This is a genomic window from Streptomyces sp. NPDC102274, assembly GCF_044766385.1.
Taxonomy (GTDB): Bacteria; Actinomycetota; Actinomycetes; order Streptomycetales; family Streptomycetaceae; genus Streptomyces.
On the sequence record NZ_JBIWLW010000003.1, the window covers coordinates 109,221 to 133,618 of the forward strand.

At 68.1% G+C, this 24,398-nt stretch carries 19 protein-coding genes and 1 pseudogene; 15 read left to right on the forward strand and 5 right to left on the reverse strand.

What is annotated here, in order from left to right; all coding sequences use genetic code 11:
- Window positions 1-46: 46 nt before the first annotated feature.
- A pseudogene (locus ACIRQP_RS05055) lies at window positions 47-295 on the forward strand (acetylxylan esterase); the annotation flags it as partial.
- Window positions 296-369: 74 nt separating this feature from the next.
- On the opposite strand, the gene ACIRQP_RS05060 reads toward ACIRQP_RS05055, so the two are convergent.
- A complete protein-coding gene (locus ACIRQP_RS05060) occupies window positions 370-1,425 on the reverse strand; it encodes a LacI family DNA-binding transcriptional regulator (RefSeq protein ID WP_403883599.1) in 1,056 nt (351 codons plus the stop codon).
- Window positions 1,426-1,627: 202 nt separating this feature from the next.
- Between ACIRQP_RS05060 and ACIRQP_RS05065 the strand changes: the two genes are divergently transcribed.
- The gene (locus ACIRQP_RS05065) at window positions 1,628-2,086 is read left to right on the forward strand and encodes a MarR family winged helix-turn-helix transcriptional regulator (RefSeq protein ID WP_403883603.1); all 459 of its coding nucleotides are present in this window, start codon (window positions 1,628-1,630) and stop codon (window positions 2,084-2,086) included.
- A gap of 174 nt (window positions 2,087-2,260) precedes the next feature.
- Complete coding sequence (locus tag ACIRQP_RS05070; protein ID WP_403883605.1) at window positions 2,261-2,815, forward strand: isochorismatase family protein; 555 nt, start codon at window positions 2,261-2,263, stop codon at window positions 2,813-2,815.
- Between the two features lie 66 nt (window positions 2,816-2,881).
- Here ACIRQP_RS05070 and ACIRQP_RS05075 read toward each other — a convergent pair whose 3' ends face one another.
- Genes ACIRQP_RS05075 through ACIRQP_RS05090 form a run of 4 tightly spaced genes read right to left on the reverse strand, consistent with a single transcriptional unit; the run spans window position 2,882 to window position 6,907 of the window.
- Entirely contained in the window at window positions 2,882-3,697 is an 816-nt protein-coding gene (locus ACIRQP_RS05075; RefSeq protein ID WP_403883608.1) for a succinate dehydrogenase/fumarate reductase iron-sulfur subunit, read from the reverse strand.
- Window positions 3,694-5,778 carry a fumarate reductase/succinate dehydrogenase flavoprotein subunit gene (locus tag ACIRQP_RS05080; protein WP_403883611.1) on the reverse strand — a complete coding sequence of 695 codons (2,085 nt, stop codon included), beginning with the start codon at window positions 5,776-5,778 and terminating at the stop codon, window positions 3,694-3,696. Before ACIRQP_RS05080 ends, ACIRQP_RS05075 begins: the two co-directional genes overlap by 4 nt.
- 34 nt (window positions 5,779-5,812) lie before the next feature.
- The gene (locus ACIRQP_RS05085) at window positions 5,813-6,652 is read right to left on the reverse strand and encodes a hypothetical protein (protein WP_403883614.1); all 840 of its coding nucleotides are present in this window, start codon (window positions 6,650-6,652) and stop codon (window positions 5,813-5,815) included.
- 24 nt (window positions 6,653-6,676) lie between these two features.
- Complete coding sequence (locus ACIRQP_RS05090) at window positions 6,677-6,907, reverse strand: hypothetical protein (protein WP_403883617.1); 231 nt, start codon at window positions 6,905-6,907, stop codon at window positions 6,677-6,679.
- 352 nt (window positions 6,908-7,259) lie between these two features.
- Here ACIRQP_RS05090 and ACIRQP_RS05095 point away from each other — a divergent pair, with 352 nt between their 5' ends.
- The 12 genes from ACIRQP_RS05095 to ACIRQP_RS05150 all read left to right on the forward strand — a co-directional run bounded on the left by ACIRQP_RS05095 (window position 7,260) and on the right by ACIRQP_RS05150 (window position 24,256).
- The gene (locus tag ACIRQP_RS05095; protein WP_403883620.1) at window positions 7,260-9,794 is read left to right on the forward strand and encodes an ABC transporter family substrate-binding protein; all 2,535 of its coding nucleotides are present in this window, start codon (window positions 7,260-7,262) and stop codon (window positions 9,792-9,794) included.
- Between the two features lie 397 nt (window positions 9,795-10,191).
- The gene (gene typA / locus ACIRQP_RS05100) at window positions 10,192-12,066 is read left to right on the forward strand and encodes a translational GTPase TypA (protein WP_403883623.1); all 1,875 of its coding nucleotides are present in this window, start codon (window positions 10,192-10,194) and stop codon (window positions 12,064-12,066) included.
- 431 nt (window positions 12,067-12,497) lie between these two features.
- Window positions 12,498-14,123 carry an ABC transporter substrate-binding protein gene (locus tag ACIRQP_RS05105; protein WP_403883626.1) on the forward strand — a complete coding sequence of 542 codons (1,626 nt, stop codon included), beginning with the start codon at window positions 12,498-12,500 and terminating at the stop codon, window positions 14,121-14,123.
- 125 nt (window positions 14,124-14,248) lie between these two features.
- Window positions 14,249-15,178 (forward strand): ABC transporter permease, encoded by a 930-nt coding sequence (locus ACIRQP_RS05110; RefSeq protein ID WP_403883629.1) that lies wholly within the window; start codon window positions 14,249-14,251, stop codon window positions 15,176-15,178.
- Complete coding sequence (locus ACIRQP_RS05115; protein ID WP_403883633.1) at window positions 15,171-16,115, forward strand: ABC transporter permease; 945 nt, start codon at window positions 15,171-15,173, stop codon at window positions 16,113-16,115. Before ACIRQP_RS05110 ends, ACIRQP_RS05115 begins: the two co-directional genes overlap by 8 nt.
- A gap of 11 nt (window positions 16,116-16,126) precedes the next feature.
- Entirely contained in the window at window positions 16,127-17,188 is a 1,062-nt protein-coding gene (locus ACIRQP_RS05120) for an ABC transporter ATP-binding protein (RefSeq protein WP_403883636.1), read from the forward strand.
- Complete coding sequence (locus ACIRQP_RS05125) at window positions 17,181-18,329, forward strand: ABC transporter ATP-binding protein (RefSeq protein ID WP_403883639.1); 1,149 nt, start codon at window positions 17,181-17,183, stop codon at window positions 18,327-18,329. The genes ACIRQP_RS05120 and ACIRQP_RS05125 overlap by 8 nt, the downstream gene beginning before the upstream one ends.
- A 214-nt stretch (window positions 18,330-18,543) precedes the next feature.
- Complete coding sequence (locus tag ACIRQP_RS05130) at window positions 18,544-20,169, forward strand: ABC transporter substrate-binding protein (protein WP_403883642.1); 1,626 nt, start codon at window positions 18,544-18,546, stop codon at window positions 20,167-20,169.
- 41 nt (window positions 20,170-20,210) lie between these two features.
- Window positions 20,211-21,134 (forward strand): ABC transporter permease, encoded by a 924-nt coding sequence (locus tag ACIRQP_RS05135; protein WP_403883645.1) that lies wholly within the window; start codon window positions 20,211-20,213, stop codon window positions 21,132-21,134.
- Complete coding sequence (locus ACIRQP_RS05140; RefSeq protein WP_403883648.1) at window positions 21,127-22,164, forward strand: ABC transporter permease; 1,038 nt, start codon at window positions 21,127-21,129, stop codon at window positions 22,162-22,164. Before ACIRQP_RS05135 ends, ACIRQP_RS05140 begins: the two co-directional genes overlap by 8 nt.
- 12 nt (window positions 22,165-22,176) lie before the next feature.
- Window positions 22,177-23,229, forward strand: a complete 1,053-nt coding sequence (locus tag ACIRQP_RS05145; protein WP_403883651.1) for an ABC transporter ATP-binding protein — start codon at window positions 22,177-22,179, stop codon at window positions 23,227-23,229.
- Window positions 23,222-24,256: an ABC transporter ATP-binding protein gene (locus ACIRQP_RS05150; RefSeq protein ID WP_403883654.1), complete on the forward strand. Its 1,035-nt coding sequence runs from the start codon at window positions 23,222-23,224 to the stop codon at window positions 24,254-24,256. Before ACIRQP_RS05145 ends, ACIRQP_RS05150 begins: the two co-directional genes overlap by 8 nt.
- The last annotated feature ends 142 nt before the right edge of the window (window positions 24,257-24,398 follow it).

The following is a 24,398-nucleotide window of genomic DNA, read 5'->3' on the forward strand; positions in this document are numbered from 1 at the left end:
TTACGTCCGATGGGCCGTACCCGGTGGGCTACTTTCGCAACACGCCCTCGGCGCGCCGGCGCTGCCCTGGGACGACGGCTTCGTCTGCGGCCGACTGACCGTACCGACCTTCGGCAACCATCCGCTGCGGCTGACCCTGCCCTGCGTCGGGAGCGGCGAGGCGGTACGTGCCTACTACCGCGATCACCCCGGGATCGTGGACGTACTCCCGTACTTCGACGCCGCCACGGCCGCGAGCCGGATCCGAATCCCGATGATGGTCGCACCGGCCCTGTTCGACCCGTCGGTCCCGCCGGGCGCTTTTTCGAGGAGAGGCTGGGGTGAGGGCGGGGGTGGGGGTGCGGGTTCGTGCCGACTACCCCTCGGTCGTCACCCGCACCCGCAGCTCGCCCTGCGGGCCACCGAGACCGGGAGCATCAGGGAGACCGGTTCGCGGGTCGGTTCCGCGAGTCGTTGTACGAGCAGTTCCACCGCCTCCTCGCCGAGCCGGCGGATCGGCTGGCGTACGGTCGTCAGCGCCGGTCGCACCATTCGGCTCAGGGGAATCCCGTCGAAGCCCGCGACCGCGATGTCCCCGGGTACCCGTATCCCGCGCCGCTCCAGTGCGTGGAGCGCGCCGATCGCCATCTGGTCGTTGGCGAACAGCATCGCCTGTGGGCGGCCCCCGTCCCGGTCGGCGCGGTCGAGCAGCGTTTCCGCGGCCCGTTCTCCCTCGGCCTGGGTCATCATCACGGCGCGCAGATCGGGTTCGTCCGGGACCGGCAGTCCGGCCTCGGCGCAGGCGTCCCTGAACCCCCGGAACCGCGCCTCCGCGTCCGGTGAGTCCTTCTCGCCCCCGACGAAGACCAGCTCGCGCAGACCGTGGTCGCGGATCAGATGGCGGGTCAGTTCCCGTTCGCCGTCGGAGTTGGCCACCTCGATGTGGTCGAGGTGATCGATCTCGCGCGGTCCGGCCAGCATCACCACCGGCAGCCGCCGCGAAATCACCTCAAGGTCCTCGGTGGGGACGGTCCGCGCCAGTACGGCGAATCCGTCGACCCGCCCCGCGACCTTCGCCACCAGCGACTCCGGCCCGCCCTTCAGGGACGCCGCGATCAGCAGCGCGTAACCGTGCCGCCGCGTGGCCCGCTCCATGCCCCGGATGATCTGGTCCGAGTAGAGCATCACCGCGGTGTCGTCGTACGCGCCGTCCGTCTCGGCGTCCGGATCGGAGTAGTCGGGGAAGCAGAGCCCGAGCACGCCGGTGGTCCTGCTGGCCAGACCGCGCGCGTTTCCGCTGGGTACGTAACCGAGCGCGCGCGCCGCTTCCAGTACCCGGTCGTGGGTCTGGGCGCGCACGGAATCGGGGTTCCGGTAAACCCGCGAGACCGTCGCAATGGAGACGCCCGACCGCTCGGCGACGTCGTACACCGTGGGGGCACTCACCCGACCGACCCGTCCCCTTCTTCACTGTTGCTTGCGTGTGTCATGAAAGCGCATTCACCCTAGGCGCCGTGCTGTCCGGGGAGCAAGGCGGGCTCCCCTGGGGCAGGGCCGGGATGGCAGGGCCGGGATGGCGGGGCAGGTATCCGACCAAGAATGACAGGGAAACTTGCAAGGCTACCTGTCTATATCCTACGGTGGACATATGCACGAGGAGTTCGAGCGGTCCGGAGACCCGACCGCCGAGCAGGTCGCCGCCGATCTCGGCGTCGTGGTCCGCAGGCTGGTACGACGGCTGCGCACGACCTCGCCGGAGAGCGGGCTCACGCCCTCCCAGCGCTTCGTCCTGGCGCGGCTGGTCGGCGAAGGGCCGTCGACCACGGCCGCGCTGGCCCGCGCGGAGTACGTACGGCCGCAATCCATGCGGCTGACCCTCGGCGCCCTGGAGGAACAGGGCATGGTCGAGCGGACGCCGGATCCCGACGACGGGCGGCAGTCCGTCGTCTCGGTCACGGACGCCGGCCGCCGCACGGTCGCCGCAGTCCGCGCGGCCAAGCAGGGCTGGCTCTCCGAAGCGATCGCGGGCGAACTGGACGGCGCGGAACGCCGGACGCTGGCCGAGGCCGTGGCCCTGCTGGAGCGGCTGGTGGAGAGGAGCGATTGACACGGAGGCGCGCGGGAGCGTGCTTCGGTGCGCCGCCGGGGCTGATCGCTACGAGCAACCAGGCCGCGGCGCCCCCGCCGTCCTCGGTGTGCTGCCGATCATCCTGACCGTCACCCACCGGGCGCTGCGCGACCACCGACAACCGCCCCACCCCGTAAGGCAAGGAGCACCACCATGACCGTCACCACGCTCGACCCCAAGACCGCCCTGGTCGTCGTCGACCTCCAGAAGGGCATCGCGTCCCTGCCCACCACCCCCCACCCGGCCGCCGAGGTCGTGGCGCGCTCCGCCGAGCTCGTCGCCGCCTTCCGCGCCAAGGGGCTGCCCGTCGTGTTCGTGCGTGTCACCGGCGGCGCCCCCGGCCGTACCGAGGGTCCGGCGCGCGGTGGGCAGCCGGCCGCCGACTGGGCCGACCTCGTGCCCGAACTGGGCGTCCAGGACAGCGACATCGTGGTCACCAAGCAGCAGTGGGGCGCCTTCTACGGCACCGATCTCGACCTCCAGCTGCGCCGCCGGGGCCTCACCCAGGTCGTGGTGACGGGCATCGCCACCAGCATCGGTGTCGAGTCCACCGCCCGCGCCGCGCACGAGCACGGCTACCACGTCACCGTCGCCGTCGACGCGGTCGCCGACATGGACGAGGGCGCGCACCGGAACAGTGTCGAGAAGATTTTTCCGCGGCTCGGCGAGACCGGGACAACCGAGGCGATCGTGAAGCTCCTCGGCTGACGCACCACAGAGGGGACACGGGAGGGGCCCGGAATCCTGGGCCCCTCCCGTCTCCACCTGGCTACGTCACTCGCCACGCCGCCGGATCTTGTTGCCCAGCCACACCAGCGGGTCGTATTTCCGGTCCACGGCCCGTTCCTTGAGCGGAATCAGCGCGTTGTCGGTGATCTTGATGTGCTCCGGGCACACTTCAGTGCAGCATTTGGTGATGTTGCAGTAGCCGAGGCCGTGCTCGTCCTGGGCGGTCTTCTTCCGGTCCAGCCCCGATTCCCCGGCCGCGTCCAGCGGATGCATATCCAGCTCGGCCACCCGCATCAGGAAGCGCGGCCCGGCGAACGCGGTCTTGTTCTCCTCGTGGTCCCGCACCACATGGCAGGTGTCCTGGCACAGGAAGCACTCGATGCACTTACGGAACTCCTGCGAGCGGTCCACATCCACCTGCTGCATCCGGTACTCACCGGCGGCCACCCCCGGCGGCGGTACGAACGACGGCACCTCCCGCGCCTTCGCGTAATTGAAGGAGACGTCCGTCACCAGATCGCGGATCACGGGGAAGGCTCGCAGCGGGGTGACCGTGATCGTCTCCTCGCGCGAGAAGACCGACATCCGGGTCATGCACATCAGCCGCGGCCGGCCATTGATCTCCGCGCTGCACGAACCGCACTTGCCCGCCTTGCAGTTCCAGCGCACCGCCAGATCCGCCGCCTGGGTCGCCTGGAGCCGGTGGATGATGTCGAGGACCACCTCCCCGTCGTTCACCTCGACGGCGAAGTCCTTCAGTTCCCCGCCGTCGGCGTCGCCCCGCCAGACCCGGAACTTCGCCTCGTATGTCGTCGACGCGTTCGCGCTCGCGCTCGCGCTCGTACCCGTACTCGCACTCACTCCTGAATCTCCTCTTCGGCGAGGTACTTGACCAGCTCTTCCTTGTCGAACAGGGCGAGCAGATCGGGACGTATGGGCTCGGTCGTCCGGCGCGTGAGGGCGATCCGGCCGGCCGCGGGATCGCTTGCCGCGCCCTCCTTCGTACCGGCGAGCCGGCAGTACAGATTGACCCGGCGCCAGTCGGTGTCCATGCCGGGCCAGTCCTCCCGGGTGTGGCCGCCGCGGCTCTCGGTACGTTCCAGCGCGGCCCGTGCGACGCACTCGCTGACCAGCAGCATGTTCCGCAGATCGAGCGCCAGGTGCCAGCCGGGGTTGAACTGGCGGTGGCCCTCGACCCCGGCCCGGCCCGCCCGTACGCGCAGCTCGGCCAGCTTCTCCAGCGCCTGCTCCATCTCCGTCTCGCGACGGATGATGCCGACCAGGTCGTTCATCGTCTGCTGGAGCTCCTGATGGAGGGTGTACGGATTCTCCACGGGCCGGTCACCCGAACCTTCCGAACCTCCCGAACTTCCCGGACCCCCCGAACTTCCCGCACCCCCCGAACCGTGCGGACCCTCCGGACCACCCCCGTCACCCCGTGACGTCTCACCCGCGCCGAACGGGCGCAGCGCCTCGGCCGCCGCCGCGTCGATCTGTTCCTCGTCCAGGGCCGGGCGCGCATCGAGCCCGGCCGCGTACGCGGCGGCGTGCAGCCCAGCCCGTCGGCCGAAGACCAGCAGATCGGAGAGGGAGTTCCCACCGAGCCGGTTGGAACCGTGCATTCCGCCCGCGACCTCGCCCGCCGCGTACAACCCGGCGACCCCGGGCGCGGCGGCGGTCTCCGAGTCGACGGCGATCCCGCCCATCACGTAGTGGCAGGTGGGGCCGACCTCCATCGCCTCCGCCGTGATGTCGACATCCGCCAGCTCCTTGAACTGGTGGTACATCGACGGCAGCCGGCGCCGGACCACCTCGGCGGGCATCCGCGTCGAGACATCGAGGAAGACACCGCCGTGCGGAGAGCCGCGGCCCGCCTTGACCTCGGAGTTGATGGCGCGGGCCACTTCGTCGCGGGGGAGCAGTTCGGGGGGACGCCGGTTGTGGTCCGGGTCGTCGTACCAGCGGTCGCCCTCGTCCTCCGACTCCGCGTACTTCTCCTTGAAGACATCCGGGATGTAGTCGAACATGAACCGCTTGCCCTCGGAATTGCGCAGCACCCCGCCGTCGCCGCGCACCGATTCGGTGACCAGGATGCCCTTGACCGACGGCGGCCAGACCATTCCCGTCGGATGGAACTGCACGAACTCCATGTTGAGGAGGGGAGCGCCCGCGAGCAGCGCCAGCGCGTGGCCGTCGCCCGTGTACTCCCACGAGTTCGAGGTCACTTTGAAGGACTTGCCGATCCCGCCCGTGGCGAGCACGACCGACGGGGCTTCCAGCACGAAGAAGCGGCCGGATTCCCGCTCGTAACAGAAGGCCCCCGCGACCCGGCCGCCGGCCCCCGAGCCGCCGCCGGCCTCCGAGCCGCTGGCCCCCGCGCCGCCGCCCTCTCCCGCGCCGCCGTCCTTCAGGATCCGGGTGACCGTGCACTCCTGGTAGACCTTGAGCCGCGCCTCGTAGTCCCCGTATTCGCGGAAGTCCTCCTGCTGCAACGCGACGACCTTCTGCTGGAGCGTGCGAATGAGCTCCAGGCCCGTACGGTCGCCGACATGGGCCAGGCGCGGGTACTCGTGCCCGCCGAAGTTGCGCTGGGAGATCTTTCCGTCGGGCGTACGGTCGAACAGCGCGCCCCAGGTCTCCAGCTCCCAGACGCGGTCCGGCGCCTCCTGTGCGTGCAGCTCCGCCATCCGCCACTGGTTGAGGAACTTCCCGCCGCGCAGGGTGTCGCGGAAGTGCACCCGCCAGTTGTCGCCGGAGTTCACATTGCCCATGGAGGCGGCGATCCCGCCCTCGGCCATCACCGTATGGGCCTTGCCGAAGAGGGACTTGCAGATGACGGCGGTACGAGCGCCCCGCTCGCGCGCCTCGATGGCGGCGCGCAGGCCCGCTCCACCCGCACCCACCACCACGACGTCCCACTGCCGGCGTTCGAGTTGCGTCATATCGGAAGGCTCTCCCTAAAAGAGGCGCGGATCGTCAGAAGAGGCGTGGGTCGGCGAAGGCTCCGGTGGCGAGCAGGTACACGTAGAAGTCGCAGAGGGCGACGCTGATCAACGAGGCCCACGCGAGCTGCATATGGCGGTTGTTGAGCTTCCCGGCCCAGCCCCACAGCCGGTAGCGCACCGGATGCTTCGAGAAGTGCCGCAGCCGGCCGCCGATGATGTGCCGGCAGGAGTGGCAGGAGAGCGTGTACGCCCAGATCAGCACGGTGTTGGCGAGGAAGATCAGCGAGCCGAGCCCCATATGGCCCCAGGCGTACTCCGCGTCCCGGAAGGTGAGCACGGTGTCGTAGGTGAGGATGCCCGCGACCGGCACGGCCGCGTAGAAGAAGTACCGGTGGATGTTCTGCAGGATCAGCGGGAAGCGGGTCTCACCGGTGTACTTCGCGTGGGGCTCGGCGACGGCGCAGGCGGGCGGCGAGGCCCAGAAGCCGCGGTAATACGCCTTGCGGTAGTAGTAGCAGGTCAGCCGGAAGCCCAGGGGGAAGATGAGGATCAGCAGCGCGGGGGACAGACCCCACCAGCTGCCGAAGATCTCCCAGTTCGGGCCGTTCCGCATCGGCGCGCAGCTCTCCGCCAGACAGGGCGAGTAGAACGGCGAGACGTAGGGCGCCGCGTAGTAGTCGCTGTTCGCGAACGCCCGCCAGGTCGAGTACACGATGAAGGCGAACAGTCCGGCGGCGGTCACGGCGGGCGCCAGCCACCAGCGGTCCGTCCGCAGATGGCGGGGCGCGATGGCGGCGCGCGAGGCGCCGTGCACGCCCGTACCGCCGGATGCGCCCGTACTGACGGCTGGGGGTTCGGTACCGGTGGCCAACGAGGACTCCTGACGGGAGGGGTGCTAAGGAGCCCGCCGATCGCGTACGCCCAGGCCCTCGTCGTCCGAGTCCGTCCACAGCGCGCTGTTGTACGGGGTGTCGGGGATGATCACCAGGTCATGGTCGCGGCCGGCCGGCTGGGGTCGGGGCTCGTTCTCACGCAGGAGCGCGAGACTCCGCTCCAGCCGTTCGACCGTGCGGACCAGGTCGTCGAGGCATCGTCTGACCGCTGTCACGTCGTCCTGCAGGGACATGAGTCGCCCTCACTTCCAGGGGCTCGGGTGGCAAGCGGGGATCGCGAGGGTCCCCCTCGGACGGCACTCTCGGCTCTCGCTCGGCGCTCTCGGCTCTCTGCGTGCGCCTGAGAGTGTTCCGCGTCACATCCCTCGTTGTGAAGCCGTAGGTCACCAGTTTTCCGGCGAGCCGGTCCGTCCTGGGGGCGCTTTGAGCCAAGAGCCGTGGCCGGGGGCGTTGGGCCGCTCGGGTGGGTTTGGCCGCACGTCACGCCGTGTCTGCGTCACCGCTGAGTCGCGGTCCCCTTCAGTGAGTGGGCAAATAGGTGTGATCATCTCTAAATTCCACAAACAGGACGAAGAGGTACAAGCCATGTCCCACGTCGGCGCCCCACGCGGGAGGACATGCTCCCGAACGCTCCGCTCCCGAACGCTCCGCTCCGTCGCGCTTCTCACTACCGGTGTGCTCGCCCTGGGGGCCCTGTCCGCGTGCACCTCGGAGGAGGACGGAAGCGAGCCCTCGGCCGCCGCCGCCCCGGACATCTCGGCCGTGAAGCGTGAAGGGGTCGTCCAGGGCGGCACCATGAACTGGGCGGTCGACACCATGCCCGCGACACTCAACACCTACCAGGCCGATGCGGACGCGGCCACGAGCCGGATCGCCGGTGCTGTACTGCCCGCCCTTTTCACGCTCGACAAGAGCGGCCGGCCCCAGCGGAACCCCGATTATCTGGAATCCGCCAAGATCGTCGAGCGCGAACCCAAGCAGGTCGTGCTCTACAAGCTCAACCAGCAGGCGGTGTGGAGCAACGGCCGGGAGATCGGGGCGCCGGACTTCGTGGCGCAGTGGCGTGCGCTGCGCGGCAAGGACTCCGCGTACTGGACGGCACGCAACGCCGGGTACGAGCGGATCGAGAAGATCGAGCGCGGTGCCAACAACCTTGAGGTCAGGGTCACCTTCAACAAGCCGTACGCCGACTGGGAGTCGCTGTTCAGCCCGCTCTACCCCAAAGACGTGATGGGGACGCCCAACGCGTTCAACGACGGCGCCAGGAAGAACCTGAAGGTGACGGCAGGCCCCTTCACCGTCAAGAAGGTGGACGGAAAGGCCAAGGAGACCACGCTCGCCCGTAACCCCCACTGGTGGGGAGAGCCGGCCAAGCTCGACCGGCTGATCATGCGCGCGGTCCCCAGGAAGGAGAGCGCGGCGGCGCTCGCGGCCAGCAAGGTCGACATCGTCGAGATCGACACCACCGTGGTCAAGCGCATGGCCCTGGCGGAGAAGGACGCGGAGAAGGAAGCCGAATCCGAAGGGAGCGGGCAGCCGCTCACCCACGGTCCCGGCACCACCGTCACCCCGGGCTCCGCGCTCCGGTCCTGGGCGCTGGCCCATGGCTCCGACGAGGAGGAGGCCGAGGAGGCGGTGGAGGCGCGCAAGCGGCACGCCGAGTCCGTCGCGCGGTACGCGCGGGAGCAGAAGGGACTGCGCGGTTACGAGATCCGCAGGTCGCTGGAGCCCGCGTTCACCCAGCTCGCGCTGAACGGCGAGTCCGGGCCGCTCGCGGACGAGCGGGTACGGCGGGCGGTGGCCCGCGCGATCAACCGTCAGGAATTGGCCGAAACCGTACTCGACCCGCTCGGACTGCCGGCGAAGCCGCCCGGCAGCCATCTGGCGCTGATGGGGCAGAAGGCGTACGCGGACAGCAGCGAGGCGCTCGGCCAGCAGGACACCGTCGAGGCGCAGGCCCTGCTGGCCGACGCGGGCTGGACGCCCGACGGGGCCAAGAAGAAGGTCAGCGGCGCCAAGGCCGGCAGCAAGGCCCACAAGAAGCCCGTGGAGGGTGAGGAGGGCGACGAGGAGCTGACCGAGGAGGAGGCCGAGGCGGCGGCGGAGGCGGCGGCCCAGGCGAAGCGGCCCGACGCGAAGACGGAAGAGGCCGAGAAGAAGAAGGCCGAGGAGCAGAAGCGGAAGTACGAGGAGAAGGCCGCGGCCGAGGAGAAGAAGAAGGGCGACAAGAACGACGACAAGGACGCGGCCGAGAAGAAGAAGGCCGACAGGGACGACGACCGGTACGCGGCCGACGTCCCCTCCGACGAGGGCCTGTACATCGTCGGGGACGACAAGCCGGGCGGGACGGCCCCGCGCCCCGAGTACGCCACCGCGCATGTCCTCGCCCCCGCGTCCGTCGCGCGCTTCCAGGGCGCCGCGCTGCTCCGGCAGGCCGCGGCCGTGGACGACTCCGACAAGAAGCCGGGCGGTGTGGCGGGCGCGTACGCCCCGCGCGGCACGGCGGCTCCCGCCTCCGCCTCCGCCTCCGCCGCGACCGTACCGAGCGGCCCGCTCGGCAAGGACGGAAAGCCGCTCAGCCTCCGCTTCGTACTGCCGGCCGGTGAGGGCGCGGAGTCGCTGCGCACCGTCGGTGAGCGGATCTCGCGGATGCTCGACCGCATCGGTGTCGGTACGGAGATCAGCAAGGTCGCGGACGAGGAATACTTCAAGGACCACATCGCCTCGGGCCACTACGACCTGGCCCTCTACTCCTGGCCCGCCAGCGCCTTCCCGGCGACCGACGGCCGGCCGATCTACGCCAAGCCCGTGCCCGCCAGTGACGGCTCGCTGCTGGTGGAGCAGAACTACACCCGCGTCGGTACGGACCACATCGACCAGCTCTTCGCCAGCGCCGCCGCCGAGCTGAACGAGCGCAAGTCCCGCGATCTGGTCCGGCAGGCCGATGCCCGTATCTGGGCCGCGGCCGGGTCCATCCCCCTCTACCAGCGTCCGCAGCTGGTCGCGGTGAAGCCGACGGTGGTGAACGCGGGAGCCTTCGGCTTCCAGACCCCTCGCTACCAGGACATCGGATTCAAGGAGGGCGGGGACGCGAGCCCGGACCCCAAGAAGAAGAAGTAGCGAAGAACCGGCGACGGAACCGGCGACGGAAGCGTACGTACGGCGAAGATCGAGAGAAGAAAAAACGGCCGGTTTTCGAAACCGCAGGTCAAGGCGTTTTCGGAAGCTCAGAACCCCATCAATTCGCTTGCCCGCCGGCCTCCCCGGCGGGCAAGCTCGTTTCTGTCCCTGACCCGGGCAGTTCCACACCCTCCCGCGTATCCCCGGCGCAGCCTCCCGCGCGGCCCCAGGCGCCCCCGCGCAGCCCCGTACCCCGTGATTTCTGCCTCTCCGATCGGGCTGGGAAGTCCCCGTCGCCTCGGCCCCGTACCATGGGAGTAGCCGTGGCCTGTCCGCCCGGCGGGCGTACGAGGAAAAACAACGCCGCATCCCACGATCGAGAGAAGCGCCAGCCAGCATGCCCACGCGCCACGACATCCGTAACGTCGCCATCGTCGCCCACGTCGACCATGGCAAGACCACTTTGGTCGACGCCATGCTGAAGCAGGCCGGCGCCTTCGCCGCGCACGCCGCCGAGCACCTCGACGACCGGATGATGGACTCGAACGACCTGGAGCGTGAGAAGGGCATCACGATCCTGGCCAAGAACACGGCCGTGAAGTACCACCCGAAGACGGGTGGCGACCCCATCACGATCAACATCATCGACACCCCCGGCCACGCCGACTTCGGTGGCGAGGTCGAGCGCGGTCTGTCGATGGTCGACGCCGTCGTGCTCCTCGTCGATGCCTCGGAGGGCCCGCTTCCGCAGACCCGCTTCGTGCTCCGCAAGGCGCTCGCGGCGAAGATGCCGGTCATTCTCTGTATCAACAAGACAGACCGCCCCGACTCCCGGATCGCCGAGGTCGTCGACGAGACGTACGACCTCTTCCTGGATCTGGACGCGACCGAGGAGCAGATCGAGTTCCCGATCGTCTACGCGTGCGCGCGGGACGGCGTCGCCTCGCTGACCAAGCCGGAGGACGGTACGGTCCCGGCCGACAGCGACAGCCTGGAGCCGTTCTTCAACACGATCCTGGCGCATGTCCCGGCGCCGGAGTTCGACGAGTCCGCTCCGCTCCAGGCCCATGTGACCAACCTGGACGCCGACAACTTCCTCGGCCGTATCGCGCTGTGCCGCGTCGAGCAGGGCGAGTTGAAGAAGGGCCAGACCGTCACGTGGATCAAGCGTGACGGCACGATGTCCAACGTCCGTATCACCGAGCTGCTGATGACCGAGGCGCTCACCCGCAAGCCGGCCGAGAAGGCGGGGCCCGGCGACATCTGCGCCATCGCCGGTATCCCGGACATCATGATCGGCGAGACCCTGGCCGATCCGGAGAACCCGATCGCGCTGCCGCTGATCACGGTCGACGAGCCCGCGATCTCGATGACCATCGGTACGAACACCTCGCCGCTGGTCGGCAAGGGCGGCAAGGGCCACAAGGTCACCGCCCGCCAGGTCAAGGACCGTCTCGACCGCGAGCTGATCGGTAACGTCTCGCTGCGCGTCCTGGACACCGAGCGCCCCGACGCCTGGGAGGTGCAGGGCCGCGGCGAGCTGGCGCTGGCCATCCTCGTCGAGACCATGCGCCGGGAGGGCTTCGAGCTGACCGTCGGCAAGCCCGAGGTGGTCACCAAGCAGGTCGACGGCAAGACGTACGAGCCGATCGAGCGCATGACGATCGACTCCCCCGAGGAGCACCTCGGCGCCATCACGCAGCTGATGGCGACCCGCAAGGGCCGCATGGAGACGATGACCAACCACGGCTCGGGCTGGATCCGCATGGAGTGGATCGTTCCGTCCCGCGGTCTCATCGGCTTCCGCACGGAGTTCCTGACCCAGACGCGCGGTACGGGCATCGCCCACTCGATCTTCGAGGGCCACGAGCCGTGGTTCGGCGATCTGCGCACCCGCAACAACGGCTCGCTCGTCGCGGACCGTTCGGGTTCGGTGACCCCCTTCGCGATGATCAACCTCCAGGAGCGCGGTGTCATCTTCACCGAGCCGGGCACCGAGGTCTACGAGGGCATGATCATCGGTGAGAACTCGCGCGCCGACGACATGGACGTGAACATCACCAAGGAGAAGAAGCTCACCAACATGCGTGCGGCCGCCGCGGACACCACCGAGAATGTGGTGCCGCCGCGGAAGCTCTCGCTGGAGCAGTCCCTGGAGTTCTGCCGCGACGACGAGTGCATCGAGGTCACGCCGGAGACGGTCCGGATCCGCAAGGTCGTCCTGGACCAGAAGCAGCGCGGCCGTACCGCCTCGCGCGCCAAGCACGCCTGATCCGACCGGAGTCGTGGCGTACAGCGCCCGACGCCGCCCGGACGGTTCGACGGCCCGGCCACCGCGGATGCGCGGCGGCCGGGCCGTTCGTCAACTGCTTTCCTCGGCCACCTGTCCGGATTCCGGACATCGCTCTCCGGAACATGTGTTAACAGTCCGTTTCGCGTGTGTCTGTCTGCGCTAATTTTGTCCGGATTTCGGGCCTCTAGGGCGCATCGATGTTGTCAAAACGAGACCCTTTAAGTGTGGTTTACAGCTCTGCCGTACTTAATAGTTGCTTCCATTGAGCTCGGGTCAATGGGTCATGCGCCATGGGGGGCGCCGACTCACGAGCACACTCAGGGCATTTGAACAGCCCGCTGTCAGGGGTGTCAGCGCGCGTAGATAATGCCCTTCTCGTCTGTGACTAGTGGACTCATGAGGAGGAACCCATGCGTGGTGCCAAGAGCGCCAAGTGGGTAGTCGGCGCGATAGTCGTGGCCCTGGCGGCGACGGCCTGTGGTGGCGGCGGAGATGACAGCAGCGATTCGGCGTCGAAGGAGAAGGGCAAGCCCGCGGGCTACGTCTCCGTCGATGTCGGTGAGCCGCAGAAGCCGCTGATCCCGGCCGACACGAACGAGACGCTCGGCAGCTACGTGATCCAGTCGCTCTTCACCCAGCTGCTGGACTTCGACTCGCAGGGCAAGATCGTTTACACGAACGCCGAGTCGGTGACGTCGACCGACAACAAGACCTGGACGGTCAAGCTCAAGCCGGGCTGGAAGTTCCACGACGGTACCCCGGTCACGGCCGAGTCGTACGTCAAGGCGTGGAACTGGTACGCCAACATCAAGAACAACCAGCAGAACTCCTTCTGGTTCGAGGACATCGCCGGCTACGCCGACGTCCACCCGGAGAAGGGTGCCCCGAAGGCCGACGCCATGTCGGGCCTGAAGGTCGTCGACGACACCACCTTCACCATCGGACTCTCCGCGCCGGTCCCGTACTACGAGTACAAGCTCGGCTACGCGACCTTCGCGCCGCTGCCGGAGGTCTTCTACAACGACCCCAAGGCGTTCGGCCAGAAGCCGGTCGGCAACGGTCCCTACATCTTCGAGAAGTGGGACCACAAGAAGCTGATCCAGGTCAAGGCCAACCCTGACTACCTGGGCCCGAACAAGGCCAAGAACAAGGGTGTCCTCTTCAAGAACTACGCGACCGTCGAGGCCGCGTACCAGGACCTCCTCTCCGGCAACCTGGACATGATCCGCCAGGTCGGCCCGAAGGACCTGCCGAAGTACAAGCAGGACCTCGGCGACCGCGCGATCGACCAGGCGTACGCGGCTGTCCAGAGCATCGTGCCGGCGTTCTACTCGACGACCTTCAAGGACATCGACCCGAAGGTCCTCCAGGGTCTGTCGATGGCGATCGACCGCGACACGATCACCAAGACCGTCCTCAACGGCACCCGTAAGCCCGCCACCAGTTTCACCCCGCCGGGCGTTCAGGGTAACCAGAACCTGAACACCGACGTCTTCACGTACAACCCGGCGAAGGCGAAGCAGCTTGTCACCGAGGGCGGCGGCGTCCCCGGCAACAAGATCTCGATCCAGTACAACGCGGACGGTGGCCACAAGGAGTGGGTGACCGCGGTCTGTGAGTCGATCCGCAACGCCACCGGTGTGGACTGTGTTCCGGACGCCAAGCCGGACTTCCAGACCGACCTGGAGGCTCGCGACAACGACCAGGTCAAGGGGATGTACCGCGGTGGTTGGGTCGCCGACTACCCGCTGAACGTCAACTTCATGCGGGAGCTGTACGGCACGACCGCCGAGGCCAACAACGGCCGGTTCTCCGACAAGGAGGTCGACGCGGCCTTCAAGAAGGGCGACAACGCCAAGACCCTGGACGAGTCGATCAAGGCTTACCAGGACGCGGAGAAGCTCCTCATCGGCAAGATGCCGGCGATTCCGCTGTGGGAGTACAAGACCAACGGCGGCTACTCCAAGGCTGTGGACAACGTGACGGTCGACTTCCACGGTGACTACAACATCACCGACGTCACGGTCGTCAAGTAACCAGCCCGAGGGTCATCCCCCCACTCGGCCATCAGCCGTCGACGTAACGACGGTAGGCCCCGGGGCCGCTCCCCAGGTCAACGGGAGCGGCCCCCCGGGCTGCAGTTATCCATTCGGAGGCAAACATGGGGCGATATGTCGCGCGGCGACTGCTCCAGATGATCCCGGTCTTCATCGGGTCAACCTTGCTGGTCTTCTCCATGATGTACGCCCTGCCCGGTGACCCCGTGCGCGCGCTCGCCGGAGAGCAGACCGTCGACCCGGCGCAGATCGCGGCGATGAAGAAGGACCTCGGTCTCGATCTTCCGCTCTGGCACCAGTACTGGAACTATCTGGTCGGCCTGTTCCAGGGCGACTTCGGTACGCAGATCGCCAGTGGAAGACCCGTCGCCGACATCATCTCGGAGGCATTCCCGATCACGGTCCGGCTGACCCTGTTCGCCTTCACCTTCACCGCGCTGGTCGGCATCTCCATCGGCGTCTTCGCCGGGCTGAAGGCCGACACGCTGCGCGACCGCGGCCTGCTGATCCTGACGCTTCTGCTGATCTCCGTTCCCTCGTTCGTGCTCGGCTTCCTCGGCCAGTACTTCTTCGCCTTCCAGCTCGGCTGGGTGGACCCGAACGTGAGTGCGGAAGCGAACTGGAACGAGCTGTTCCTACCGGCCGTCGTACTAGGTTCCCTATCACTGGCCTACGTGGCACGTCTCACGCGTACCTCCATCGCGGAGAACCTGCGCTCCGACTACATGCGCACCGCCGTGGCCAAGGGGCTGCCGCGCCGGCGCATCATCGGAGTACACCTGATGCGCAACTCCATGATTCCGGTGGTGACCTTCCTCGGTACCGACCTCGGCGCCCTGTTGGGCGGCGCGGTCGTCACGGAAGGCATCTTCAACGTCAAGGGTGTCGGCTACAACATCTTCGACGCGCTCAGGCACCGCGAGGGCGCCACGGTCGTGGGCATCGTGACCCTGATCGTCGTCGTATATCTCGTCGCCAGCCTGCTCGTCGACCTGCTCTACGCGGTCCTGGACCCGAGGATCCGTTATGCCTGAGGCACTCAAGGACACCGTCAAGGACCAGCCCGCCGAGACTCCGGCCGCTCCCCGGGCCGACGGCAAGGTGGGCAAGCCCCGCAGTCTCTGGTCGGACGCCTGGCACGACCTGCGGCGCAACCCGCTGTTCGTCATCTCCGCCGTCCTGATCCTGTTCCTGCTGACGATGGCGGCCTTCCCGCAGCTGTTCACCAGCGCGGATCCGCGCTACGCGGACCTGGCCAAGCACTATCTGCAGAAGCCCAACTGGGGTCACTTCTTCGACGAGGACTGGTTCGGGTACGACATCCAGGGCCGGTCGATCTACGCCCGCGTCGTCTACGGCGCACGGGCCTCGATCCTCGTCGCCGTCGTCGTCACCGGGCTCGTCACCATCCTCGGCACCGTGGTCGGTATGCTCGCCGGCTACTTCGGCGGCTGGATCGACTCGCTCCTGTCCCGGCTCACCGACATCTTCTTCGCCGTGCCCTTCATGCTCGGAGCGATGGTGGTGCTGACCTCCTTCACCGAGCGTTCGATCTGGGTCGTGATCCTGTCCCTCGCCTTCCTGGGCTGGACACAGATCGCCCGCGTCGCGCGCGGCTCGGTCCTCACCATCAAGCAGGCCGACTATGTGATGGCGGCCAAGGCGCTCGGCGCCTCGACCAGCCGTATCCTGCTCCGGCACATCATGCCCAACGCCATCGCCCCGGTGATCGTGGTCGCGACCATCGCGCTCGGCGGCTACATCTCGGCCGAGGCCACGCTGTCGTTCCTGGGTATCGGTCTCGCCGAACCGGCCGTCTCCTGGGGCGTCGACATCTCGTCGGGCCAGGAGCAGCTGCGTAACGCCGCGTTCGTCCTGATCATCCCGTCGGTCATGGTGTCGATCACTGTTCTGGCCTTCATCATGCTCGGCGATGCGGTACGCAACGCCCTCGACCCCAAGCTGCGCTGAGGGAGGCGTACATGACCATCATCGATGACACGACGGCGGACGTTCCTTCTCCGCACGGCTCGCCCGAGGGCGGCGGCCCGCTGCTCGAAGTCCGTGACCTGCACGTGGAGTTCCACACCCGTGACGGTGTGGCCAAAGCGGTCAACGGAGTCAACTACAGCGTCAGCGCGGGCGAGACGCTCGCCGTGCTGGGCGAGTCCGGATCCGGCAAGTCCGTGACCGCGCAGGCGATCATGGGCATCCTCGACATGCCTCCGGGGCGCATTCCGCAGGGCGAGATCCTCTTCCGCGGCCGGGACATGCTCACGATGAGCAACGAGGAGCGCCGGGCCATCCGCGGCCAGAAGATCGCGATGATCTTCCAGGACGCGCTGTCCTCGCTCAACCCGGTGCTCTCCGTCGGCTACCAGCTCGGCGAGATGTTCCGCGTCCATCAGGGCCTCTCCAAGAAGGAGGCCAAGGCCAAGTCCATCGAGCTGATGGACCGCGTGCGTATCCCCGCCGCCAAGGACCGGGTCAACGACTACGCGCACCAGTTCTCCGGCGGTATGCGCCAGCGCATCATGATCGCCATGGCGCTGGCGCTGGAACCCGACCTGATCATCGCGGACGAGCCGACCACGGCGCTCGACGTCACCGTCCAGGCCCAGGTCATGGACCTGCTGGCGGAGTTGCAGCGCGAGTACAACATGGGCCTGATCCTGATCACCCACGACCTCGGCGTCGTCGCCGATGTCGCGGACAAGATCGCGGTCATGTACGCGGGCCGGATCGTGGAGACCGCCCCCGTGCACGAGCTCTACAAGCGTCCCGCGCACCCGTACACCCGAGGCCTGCTCGATTCGATTCCGCGCCTGGACCAGAAGGGCCAGGAGCTGTACGCGATCAAGGGGCTTCCGCCCAACCTCACGCGGATTCCGGCCGGTTGCGCCTTCAACCCGCGCTGCCCCTCGGCGCAGGACATCTGCCGTACGGACATTCCGGCCCTGCTTTCCGTCACCGAGCGGGACGGCACCGAGCTGCCGGGCCGCGGAAGCGCGTGCCACTTCTGGAAGGAGACGATCCATGGCTGAGCCGAAGAAGAACGACGACTCCATGGACGCCACCCCGAACGTCAGCGCGGTCGAGACGGCCGACGCCGTCACGGTCGAGGACTCCGTCGCCGCCATCGAGGCGCCGGCGCAGCGGGGCGAGCCGATCCTTCAGGTGCGCAACCTGGTCAAGCACTTCCCGCTGACCCAGGGCATCCTGTTCAAGAAGCAGGTCGGCGCCGTCAAGGCCGTGGACGGTATCTCGTTCGACCTCTACCAGGGCGAGACGCTGGGCATCGTCGGGGAGTCCGGCTGCGGCAAGTCCACCGTGGCCAAGCTGCTGATGACGCTGGAGCAGGCGACCGCCGGCGAGGTCTTCTTCAAGGGCCAGGACATCACCAGGCTGTCCGGGCGCGCGCTGAAGGCCGTCCGCAGGAACATCCAGATGGTGTTCCAGGATCCGTACACCTCGCTGAACCCCCGGATGACCGTCGGTGACATCATCGGCGAGCCCTTCGACATCCATCCGGAAGTGGCACCGAAGGGCGACCGGCGCCGCAAGGTCCAGGAACTGCTCGATGTCGTGGGTCTCAACCCGGAGTACATCAACCGCTATCCGCACCAGTTCTCCGGCGGCCAGCGCCAGCGCATCGGCATCGCCCGCGGTCTCGCTCTCAACCCCGAGATCATCATCTGCGACGAGCCGGTGTCGGCCCTGGACGTCTCGGTCCAGGCCCAGGTCATCAACCTGATGGAGAAGCTCCAGGACGAGTTCAACCTCTCCTACATCTTCATCGCGCACGACCTGTCGATCGTCCGGCACATCTCCGACCGGGTCGGCGTGATGTACCTCGGCAAGATGGCCGAGATCGGTACGGACACCCAGATCTACGACCACCCGACGCATCCCTACACCCAGGCGCTGCTGTCGGCGGTCCCGGTGCCCGACCCGGACGCCCGTGAGGGCCGCGACCGGATCATCCTCAGTGGTGACGTCCCGTCACCGGCGAACCCGCCCTCCGGCTGCCGCTTCCGGACCCGCTGCTGGAAGGCGCAGGACAAGTGCGCCACGGAGGTCCCGCTGCTGGCCATTCCCGAGCGCTTCAAGGGCACGGACGGGCACACCGCCCACGAGTCGGCGTGCCACTTCGCGGAGGAGAGGGACGTCGTCCACGCGGCGTGATCCCGTAGCCGTACGGGAACGTACGCGTACGAGCAAGTGAGCGGCGCCCGGAACGAAAGGTTCCGGGCGCCGCTTCGCGTGGTGGCTGCCCCTCACTGAGGCTGATGATTTTTCCGTTCTCCTTCGCCCGTATGGGTGGCCCGAGTGTGCGAACCATCCCTGATGGTCCGATCTTTGGTCTGAGCAAGCCCACACACTCCGAGGAGACGCATCCATGCGAGGAGCCGCACACGCCGGACGGGTCGCCTGCGCGGTGGCCGTCGTCCTCGCCGCGTCGGGCTGCGGTGGGGCGGCCGACGTCATCGGCGGTCCCCACGGCGTGGTGCGTTCCTCCTGGGGTGATCCGCAGAATCCGCTGGAGCCCGCGAACACCAATGAGGTCCAGGGCGGCAAGGTCCTGGACATGCTCTTCCGGGGTCTCAAGCGGTACAACCCGAAGACCGGCAAGGCCGAGAACGCCCTCGCCGAGAAGATCGACACGACGGACTCGACGAACTTCACCGTCACCGTCAAGAACGGCTGGACCTTCAGCGACGGCGAGAAAGTGACCGCGAAGTCCTTCGTGGACGCCTGGAACTACGGTGCGAACCTCGACAACAACCAGAAGAACGCCTACTTCTTCCAGTACATCGACGGATACGACACGGTCCACCCGGCCACCGGGCAGCCCACCGCCCGGACGCTGTCGGGGCTGAAGGTCACCGGACCCAGGACGTTCACGGTCAGGCTGTCGCAGCGCTTCTCCACCTGGCCGGACACCTTGGGGTACGCGGCGTTCGCGCCGCTGCCCAGGGCGTTCTACGACCACCACGCCGCCTGGCTCGCCAAACCCGTCGGCAACGGCCCCTACACGGTGGAGAACTACACCAAGGGCTCCCAGATGTCCCTGCGCACCTGGAAGGGGTACCCGGGCGCCGACAAGCCGCGCAACGGCGGCGTGGACCTCGTGGTCTACACCGACAACAACACCGCGTACACCGATCTGGTCGCGGGAAACCTCGATCTCGTCGACGACGTCCCCGCCTCACAGCTCAAGAACGTGCGGTCCGACCTCGGCGGGCGCTACATCAACAGCCCGGCCGGCATCATCCAGACCCTCGCCTTCCCGTACTACGACAAGGAGTGGAACACCCCGGGGGCCGCCCTGGTGCGCACCGGGCTCTCCATGGCGATCAACCGCAAGCAGATCACCGACACGATCTTCCGTAGGACCCGCACCCCGGCGACCGACTGGACCTCCCCGGTCCTCGGCGCGGACGGCGGCTATCTGCCGGGGCTCTGCGGCAGGGCCTGCGACTACGACGCGGCCGCGGCGAAGAAGCTGATCCAGCGGGGCGGCGGCATCCCGCGCGGCCGGCTGACGATCACGTACAACGCCGACACCGGCTCCCACAAGGAGTGGGTCGACGCGGTCTGCAACAGCATCAACAACGCGCTGGGCAAAGACAAGGCGTGTGTGGGCAGTCCGGTCGGCACCTTCGCGGACTTCCGCAACCGGATCGGCCAGCGGAAGCTGAGGGGGCCGTTCCGGGCGGGCTGGCAGATGGACTACCCGCTGATCCAGAACTTCCTCCAGCCGCTCTACTACACCAACGCCTCGTCCAACGACGGCAAGTGGAGCGACCCCCGGTTCGACCGGCTCGTCGACGAGGCCAACGCCGACGCGGACGCCAGGTCGGCGATCCGGACGTTCCAGCAGGCGGAGGGCGTCGTACGGGACCGGATGGCGGCCATCCCGCTCTGGTACCAGAACGGCAGCGCCGGCTACTCGGACCGTGTCTCCCATGTCGAACTGAACCCCTTCAGCGTCCCGGTCTACAACGAGATCACGGTCAGCTGACGCCCGGGGCCCACGCCCTCCCACGAACCCCGGAGCCCTCCATGGGACGTTATGTGATCCGGCGTCTGCTGCAGATGATCCCGGTCTTCATCGGCGCCACCCTGCTGATCTTCCTGATGGTCAATGTGATGGGCGACCCCGTCGCGGGTCTCTGCGGCGAGCGGCAGTGCGATCCCGCCACCGAGGCCAGGCTACGCCAGGAGTTCGGCCTCGATAAGCCGGTGTGGCAGCAGTACCTCACCTATATGGGACATGTCTTCTCCGGCGACTTCGGGACCGCCTTCAACGGCCAGCAGGTCATCGACCTGATGGCCTCGGCCTTCCCGGTCACCATCCGGCTGACGATCGTGGCCGTCGTCTTCGAGATCATCATCGGGATCGTCTTCGGCGTGATCACCGGGCTGCGCCGGGGCCGCCCGGTCGACACCTCCGTACTGCTGCTGACGCTGGTGGTCATCGCCGTACCGACCTTCGTCACCGGTCTGCTGGCGCAGCTGGTGTTCGGCGTGAACTGGCATCTCATCCGGCCGTCGGTCTCCCCGGCGGCCCCGCTCGACGAGCTGATCCTGCCGGGGCTGGTGCTCGCGTCCGTCTCCCTGGCCTATGTCACCCGGCTGACCCGGACCTCGATCGCCGAGAACGCCCGCTCCGACTATGTCCGTACCGCCGTCGCCAAAGGTCTGCCCAGACATCGGGTGATCACCCGGCATCTGCTGCGCAACTCGCTGATCCCCGTGGTCACGTTCATCGGTACGGACATCGGCGCGCTGATGGGCGGCGCGATCGTCACCGAGCGGATCTTCAATATCCATGGCGTCGGATTCCAGCTCTACCAGGGCATCCTGCGCCAGAACACCCAGACCGTCGTCGGCTTCGTGACCGTGCTGGTCATCGTCTTCCTGGTGGCGAATCTGCTGGTCGACCTCCTCTACGCCGTACTCGACCCGAGGATCCGCTATGCCTGAGCCGCAGTCCCCACGTCCCGACGACAACGGCGGAGCCATCGCGGCGACCGGGGCGGGCGGCGCGATGGATCTCGCCACCAGTGAGGGAGGCACCCTGGAGCAGCGCCAGGGAGAGCCCGACGGCGGGCCGGACGGCGGGCCCGGTGACGGATCCGAGGGCCGACCGGGCGGCGAGTCCACGGGGCGCCCGCGCAGCCTCCGGTCCGACGCCTGGCGCGATCTGCGCCGAAACCCCGTCTTCGTGCTCTCGGCGCTCGTCATCGTCTTTCTGGTCATCATCTCGATCCGGCCCTCGCTGATCGCCGGCGGCAACCCGCTCTCCTGCGATCTCGCCAGGGCCCAGGACGGCTCCCGGCCCGGCCACCCCTTCGGCTTCAACGGACAGGGCTGCGACGTCTACACCCGTACCGTCCACGGCGCCAGGACCTCGGTCGTCGTCGGCGTCCTCGCCAGCCTCGGAGTCGCGGTCGTCGGCTCGGTCCTCGGCGGACTGGCCGGCTTCTTCGGCGGATTCTGGGACGCGATCCTCTCCCGGATCACCGATATCTTCTTCGGCATCCCGGTGGTCCTCGGCGGTCTGGTGCTGCTGTCCGTGGTGACCAGCTCCACCGTCTGGCCCGTGATCGGCTTCATGGTGCTGCTCGGCTGGCCGCAGATCTCGCGGATCGCGCGCGGCTCCGTCATCACCGTCAAACAGAACGACTTCGTCCAGGCGGCGCGGGCGCTCGGCGCCTCCAGCCCCCGGATGATGCTGCGGCACATCCTGCCCAACGCCATCGCGCCGGTGATCGTCGTGGCGACCATCGCGCTCGGTACGTTCATCGCGCTGGAGGCGACCCTCTCGTATCTCGGCGTGGGCCTCAAACCGCCGACCGTCTCCTGGGGGATCGACATCTCCGACGCCTCGCCGTATATCCGCAACTCCCCGCACATGCTGCTCTGGCCGGCCGGCGCGCTGGCGATCACCGTGCTCGCGTTCATCATGCTCGGCGACGCGGTACGCGACGCCCTCGACCCCAAGCTGCGCTGAGGAGCCCGCCCCATGTTGCTCGAAGTGCGCGATCTGCAGGTGGAGTTCCACACCCGGGACGGGGTCGCCAGGGCCGTCAACGGCGTCAGCTACTCGGTCGACGCCGGCGAGACACTGGCCGTACTGGGCGAATCGGGCTCCGGAAAGTCCGTCACCGCGCAGGCGGTCATGGGGATCCTCGACATGCCGCCCGGCCGGATCACCGGCGGTGAAGTGCTGTTCCAGGGGCGGGATCTGCTGAAGCTCAAGGAGGAGCAGCGGCGCAGGGTCCGGGGCGCCGAGATGGCGATGATCTTCCAGGACGCGCTCTCCTCGCTCAACCCCGTGCTCACCGTGGGCGCCCAGCTCGGCGAGATGTTCATCGTGCACCGGGGGATGTCCCGCAAACAGGCGCGGGCGAAGGCCGTCGAGCTGATGGACCGGGTCAGGATCCCGGCGGCCGGGGAACGGGTCGACGACTATCCGCACCAGTTCTCCGGCGGTATGCGCCAGCGCATCATGATCGCGATGGCGCTCGCGCTGGAACCCTTGCTGATCATCGCCGACGAGCCGACCACCGCGCTGGATGTGACCGTCCAGGCCCAGGTGATGGATCTCCTCGCCGAGCTGCGGCGCGAGCTGAACATGGGGCTGATCCTGATCACCCATGACCTCGGGGTGGTCGCCGATGTCGCCGACCGGATCGCGGTGATGTACGCGGGCCGGATCGTGGAGAGCGCCCCGGTGCACGAGATCTACCGGGCGCCCGCCCACCCGTACACCCGCGGTCTGCTCCGGTCGATCCCGCGGCTGGACCAGAAGGGCCGGGAGCTCTACGCGATCAAGGGCCTGCCGCCGAATCTGCTGCGCATCCCGCCCGGCTGCGCCTTCAACCCGCGCTGTCCGATGGCCCAGGACGTGTGCCGTACGGAGGTGCCGCCGCTCTTCGAGGTCGCGGAGGCCGGCGTCGCGGGGACCAACGTCGCGAGGGCCGGCGTCGCGTCGGCCGGCGTCGCGGCGGCCGACGCAGTGGGCGAGGGGCGTCGGAGCGCCTGCTACTTCTGGAGGGAGACCCTCCATGACTGAACCCATTCTGGAGGTCCGGGACCTGGTCAAGCACTACCCGCTGACCCGCGGCATCCTGTTCAAGAAGCAGATCGGGGCGGTACGGGCGGTCGACGGTGTCTCCTTCACGCTGGCACCCGGCGAGACCCTCGGCATCGTGGGGGAGTCGGGCTGCGGCAAGTCGACCGTCGCGAAGATGGTGGTGAACCTGGAGCGGCCGACGTCCGGCGCGATCCGGTACAAGGGCGAGGACATCACCCGGCTGTCGGGCCGCGCGCTGAAGGCGGTGCGCCGCAACATCCAGATGGTGTTCCAGGATCCGTACACCTCGCTCAACCCCCGGATGACCGTCGGCGACATCATCGGGGAGCCGTACGAGATCCACCCCGAGGTGGCGCCGAAGGGCGACCGGCGTCGCCGGGTCCGGGAGCTGCTGGACGTCGTCGGCCTCAACCCGGAGTACATCAACCGCTATCCGCACCAGTTCTCCGGCGGCCAGCGCCAGCGCATCGGCATCGCCCGCGGGCTGGCGCTCCGGCCCGAGATCATCGTCGCCGACGAGCCGGTCTCGGCCCTCGATGTCTCCGTACAGGCGCAGGTCATCAATCTGATGGAGCGGCTCCAGGACGAGTTCGGGCTCTCGTACGTCTTCATCGCCCACGATCTGTCGATCGTCCGGCACATCTCCGACCGGGTCGGCGTGATGTATCTGGGGCGGCTGGCCGAGATCGGCTCGGACGCGGAGATCTACGAGCATCCCACGCATCCGTACACCCAGGCACTGCTCTCGGCCGTACCGCTGCCCGACCCCACGGCGCGCGAGCACCGCGACCGGATCATTCTGAGCGGCGATGTGCCGTCCCCGGCGAACCCGCCGTCCGGCTGCCGGTTCCGTACGCGCTGCTGGAAGGCGCGGGAGCGGTGCGTGGTGGAAGTACCCGAACTGGCGGTCCCGGAGGTCTTCCGGGGGCGCCAGGGGCCCGCCGCGCACCCTTCCGCCTGCCACTTCGCGGAGGAGCGGCGGATCGTGCCGTCCGGAGGCGGATGAGGGGGCGGCGGAGGACCGCAAGAGACAGGGGGCCGGGGGCCGGGGGCGGTCCGGGAGGCGGAGGTGTCCGGGAGGGTCGGGATTCGGGGGATGAAACGTAATAAAGCGCATCAATTTCGTTAACACGCAGGCAACTCTGCCG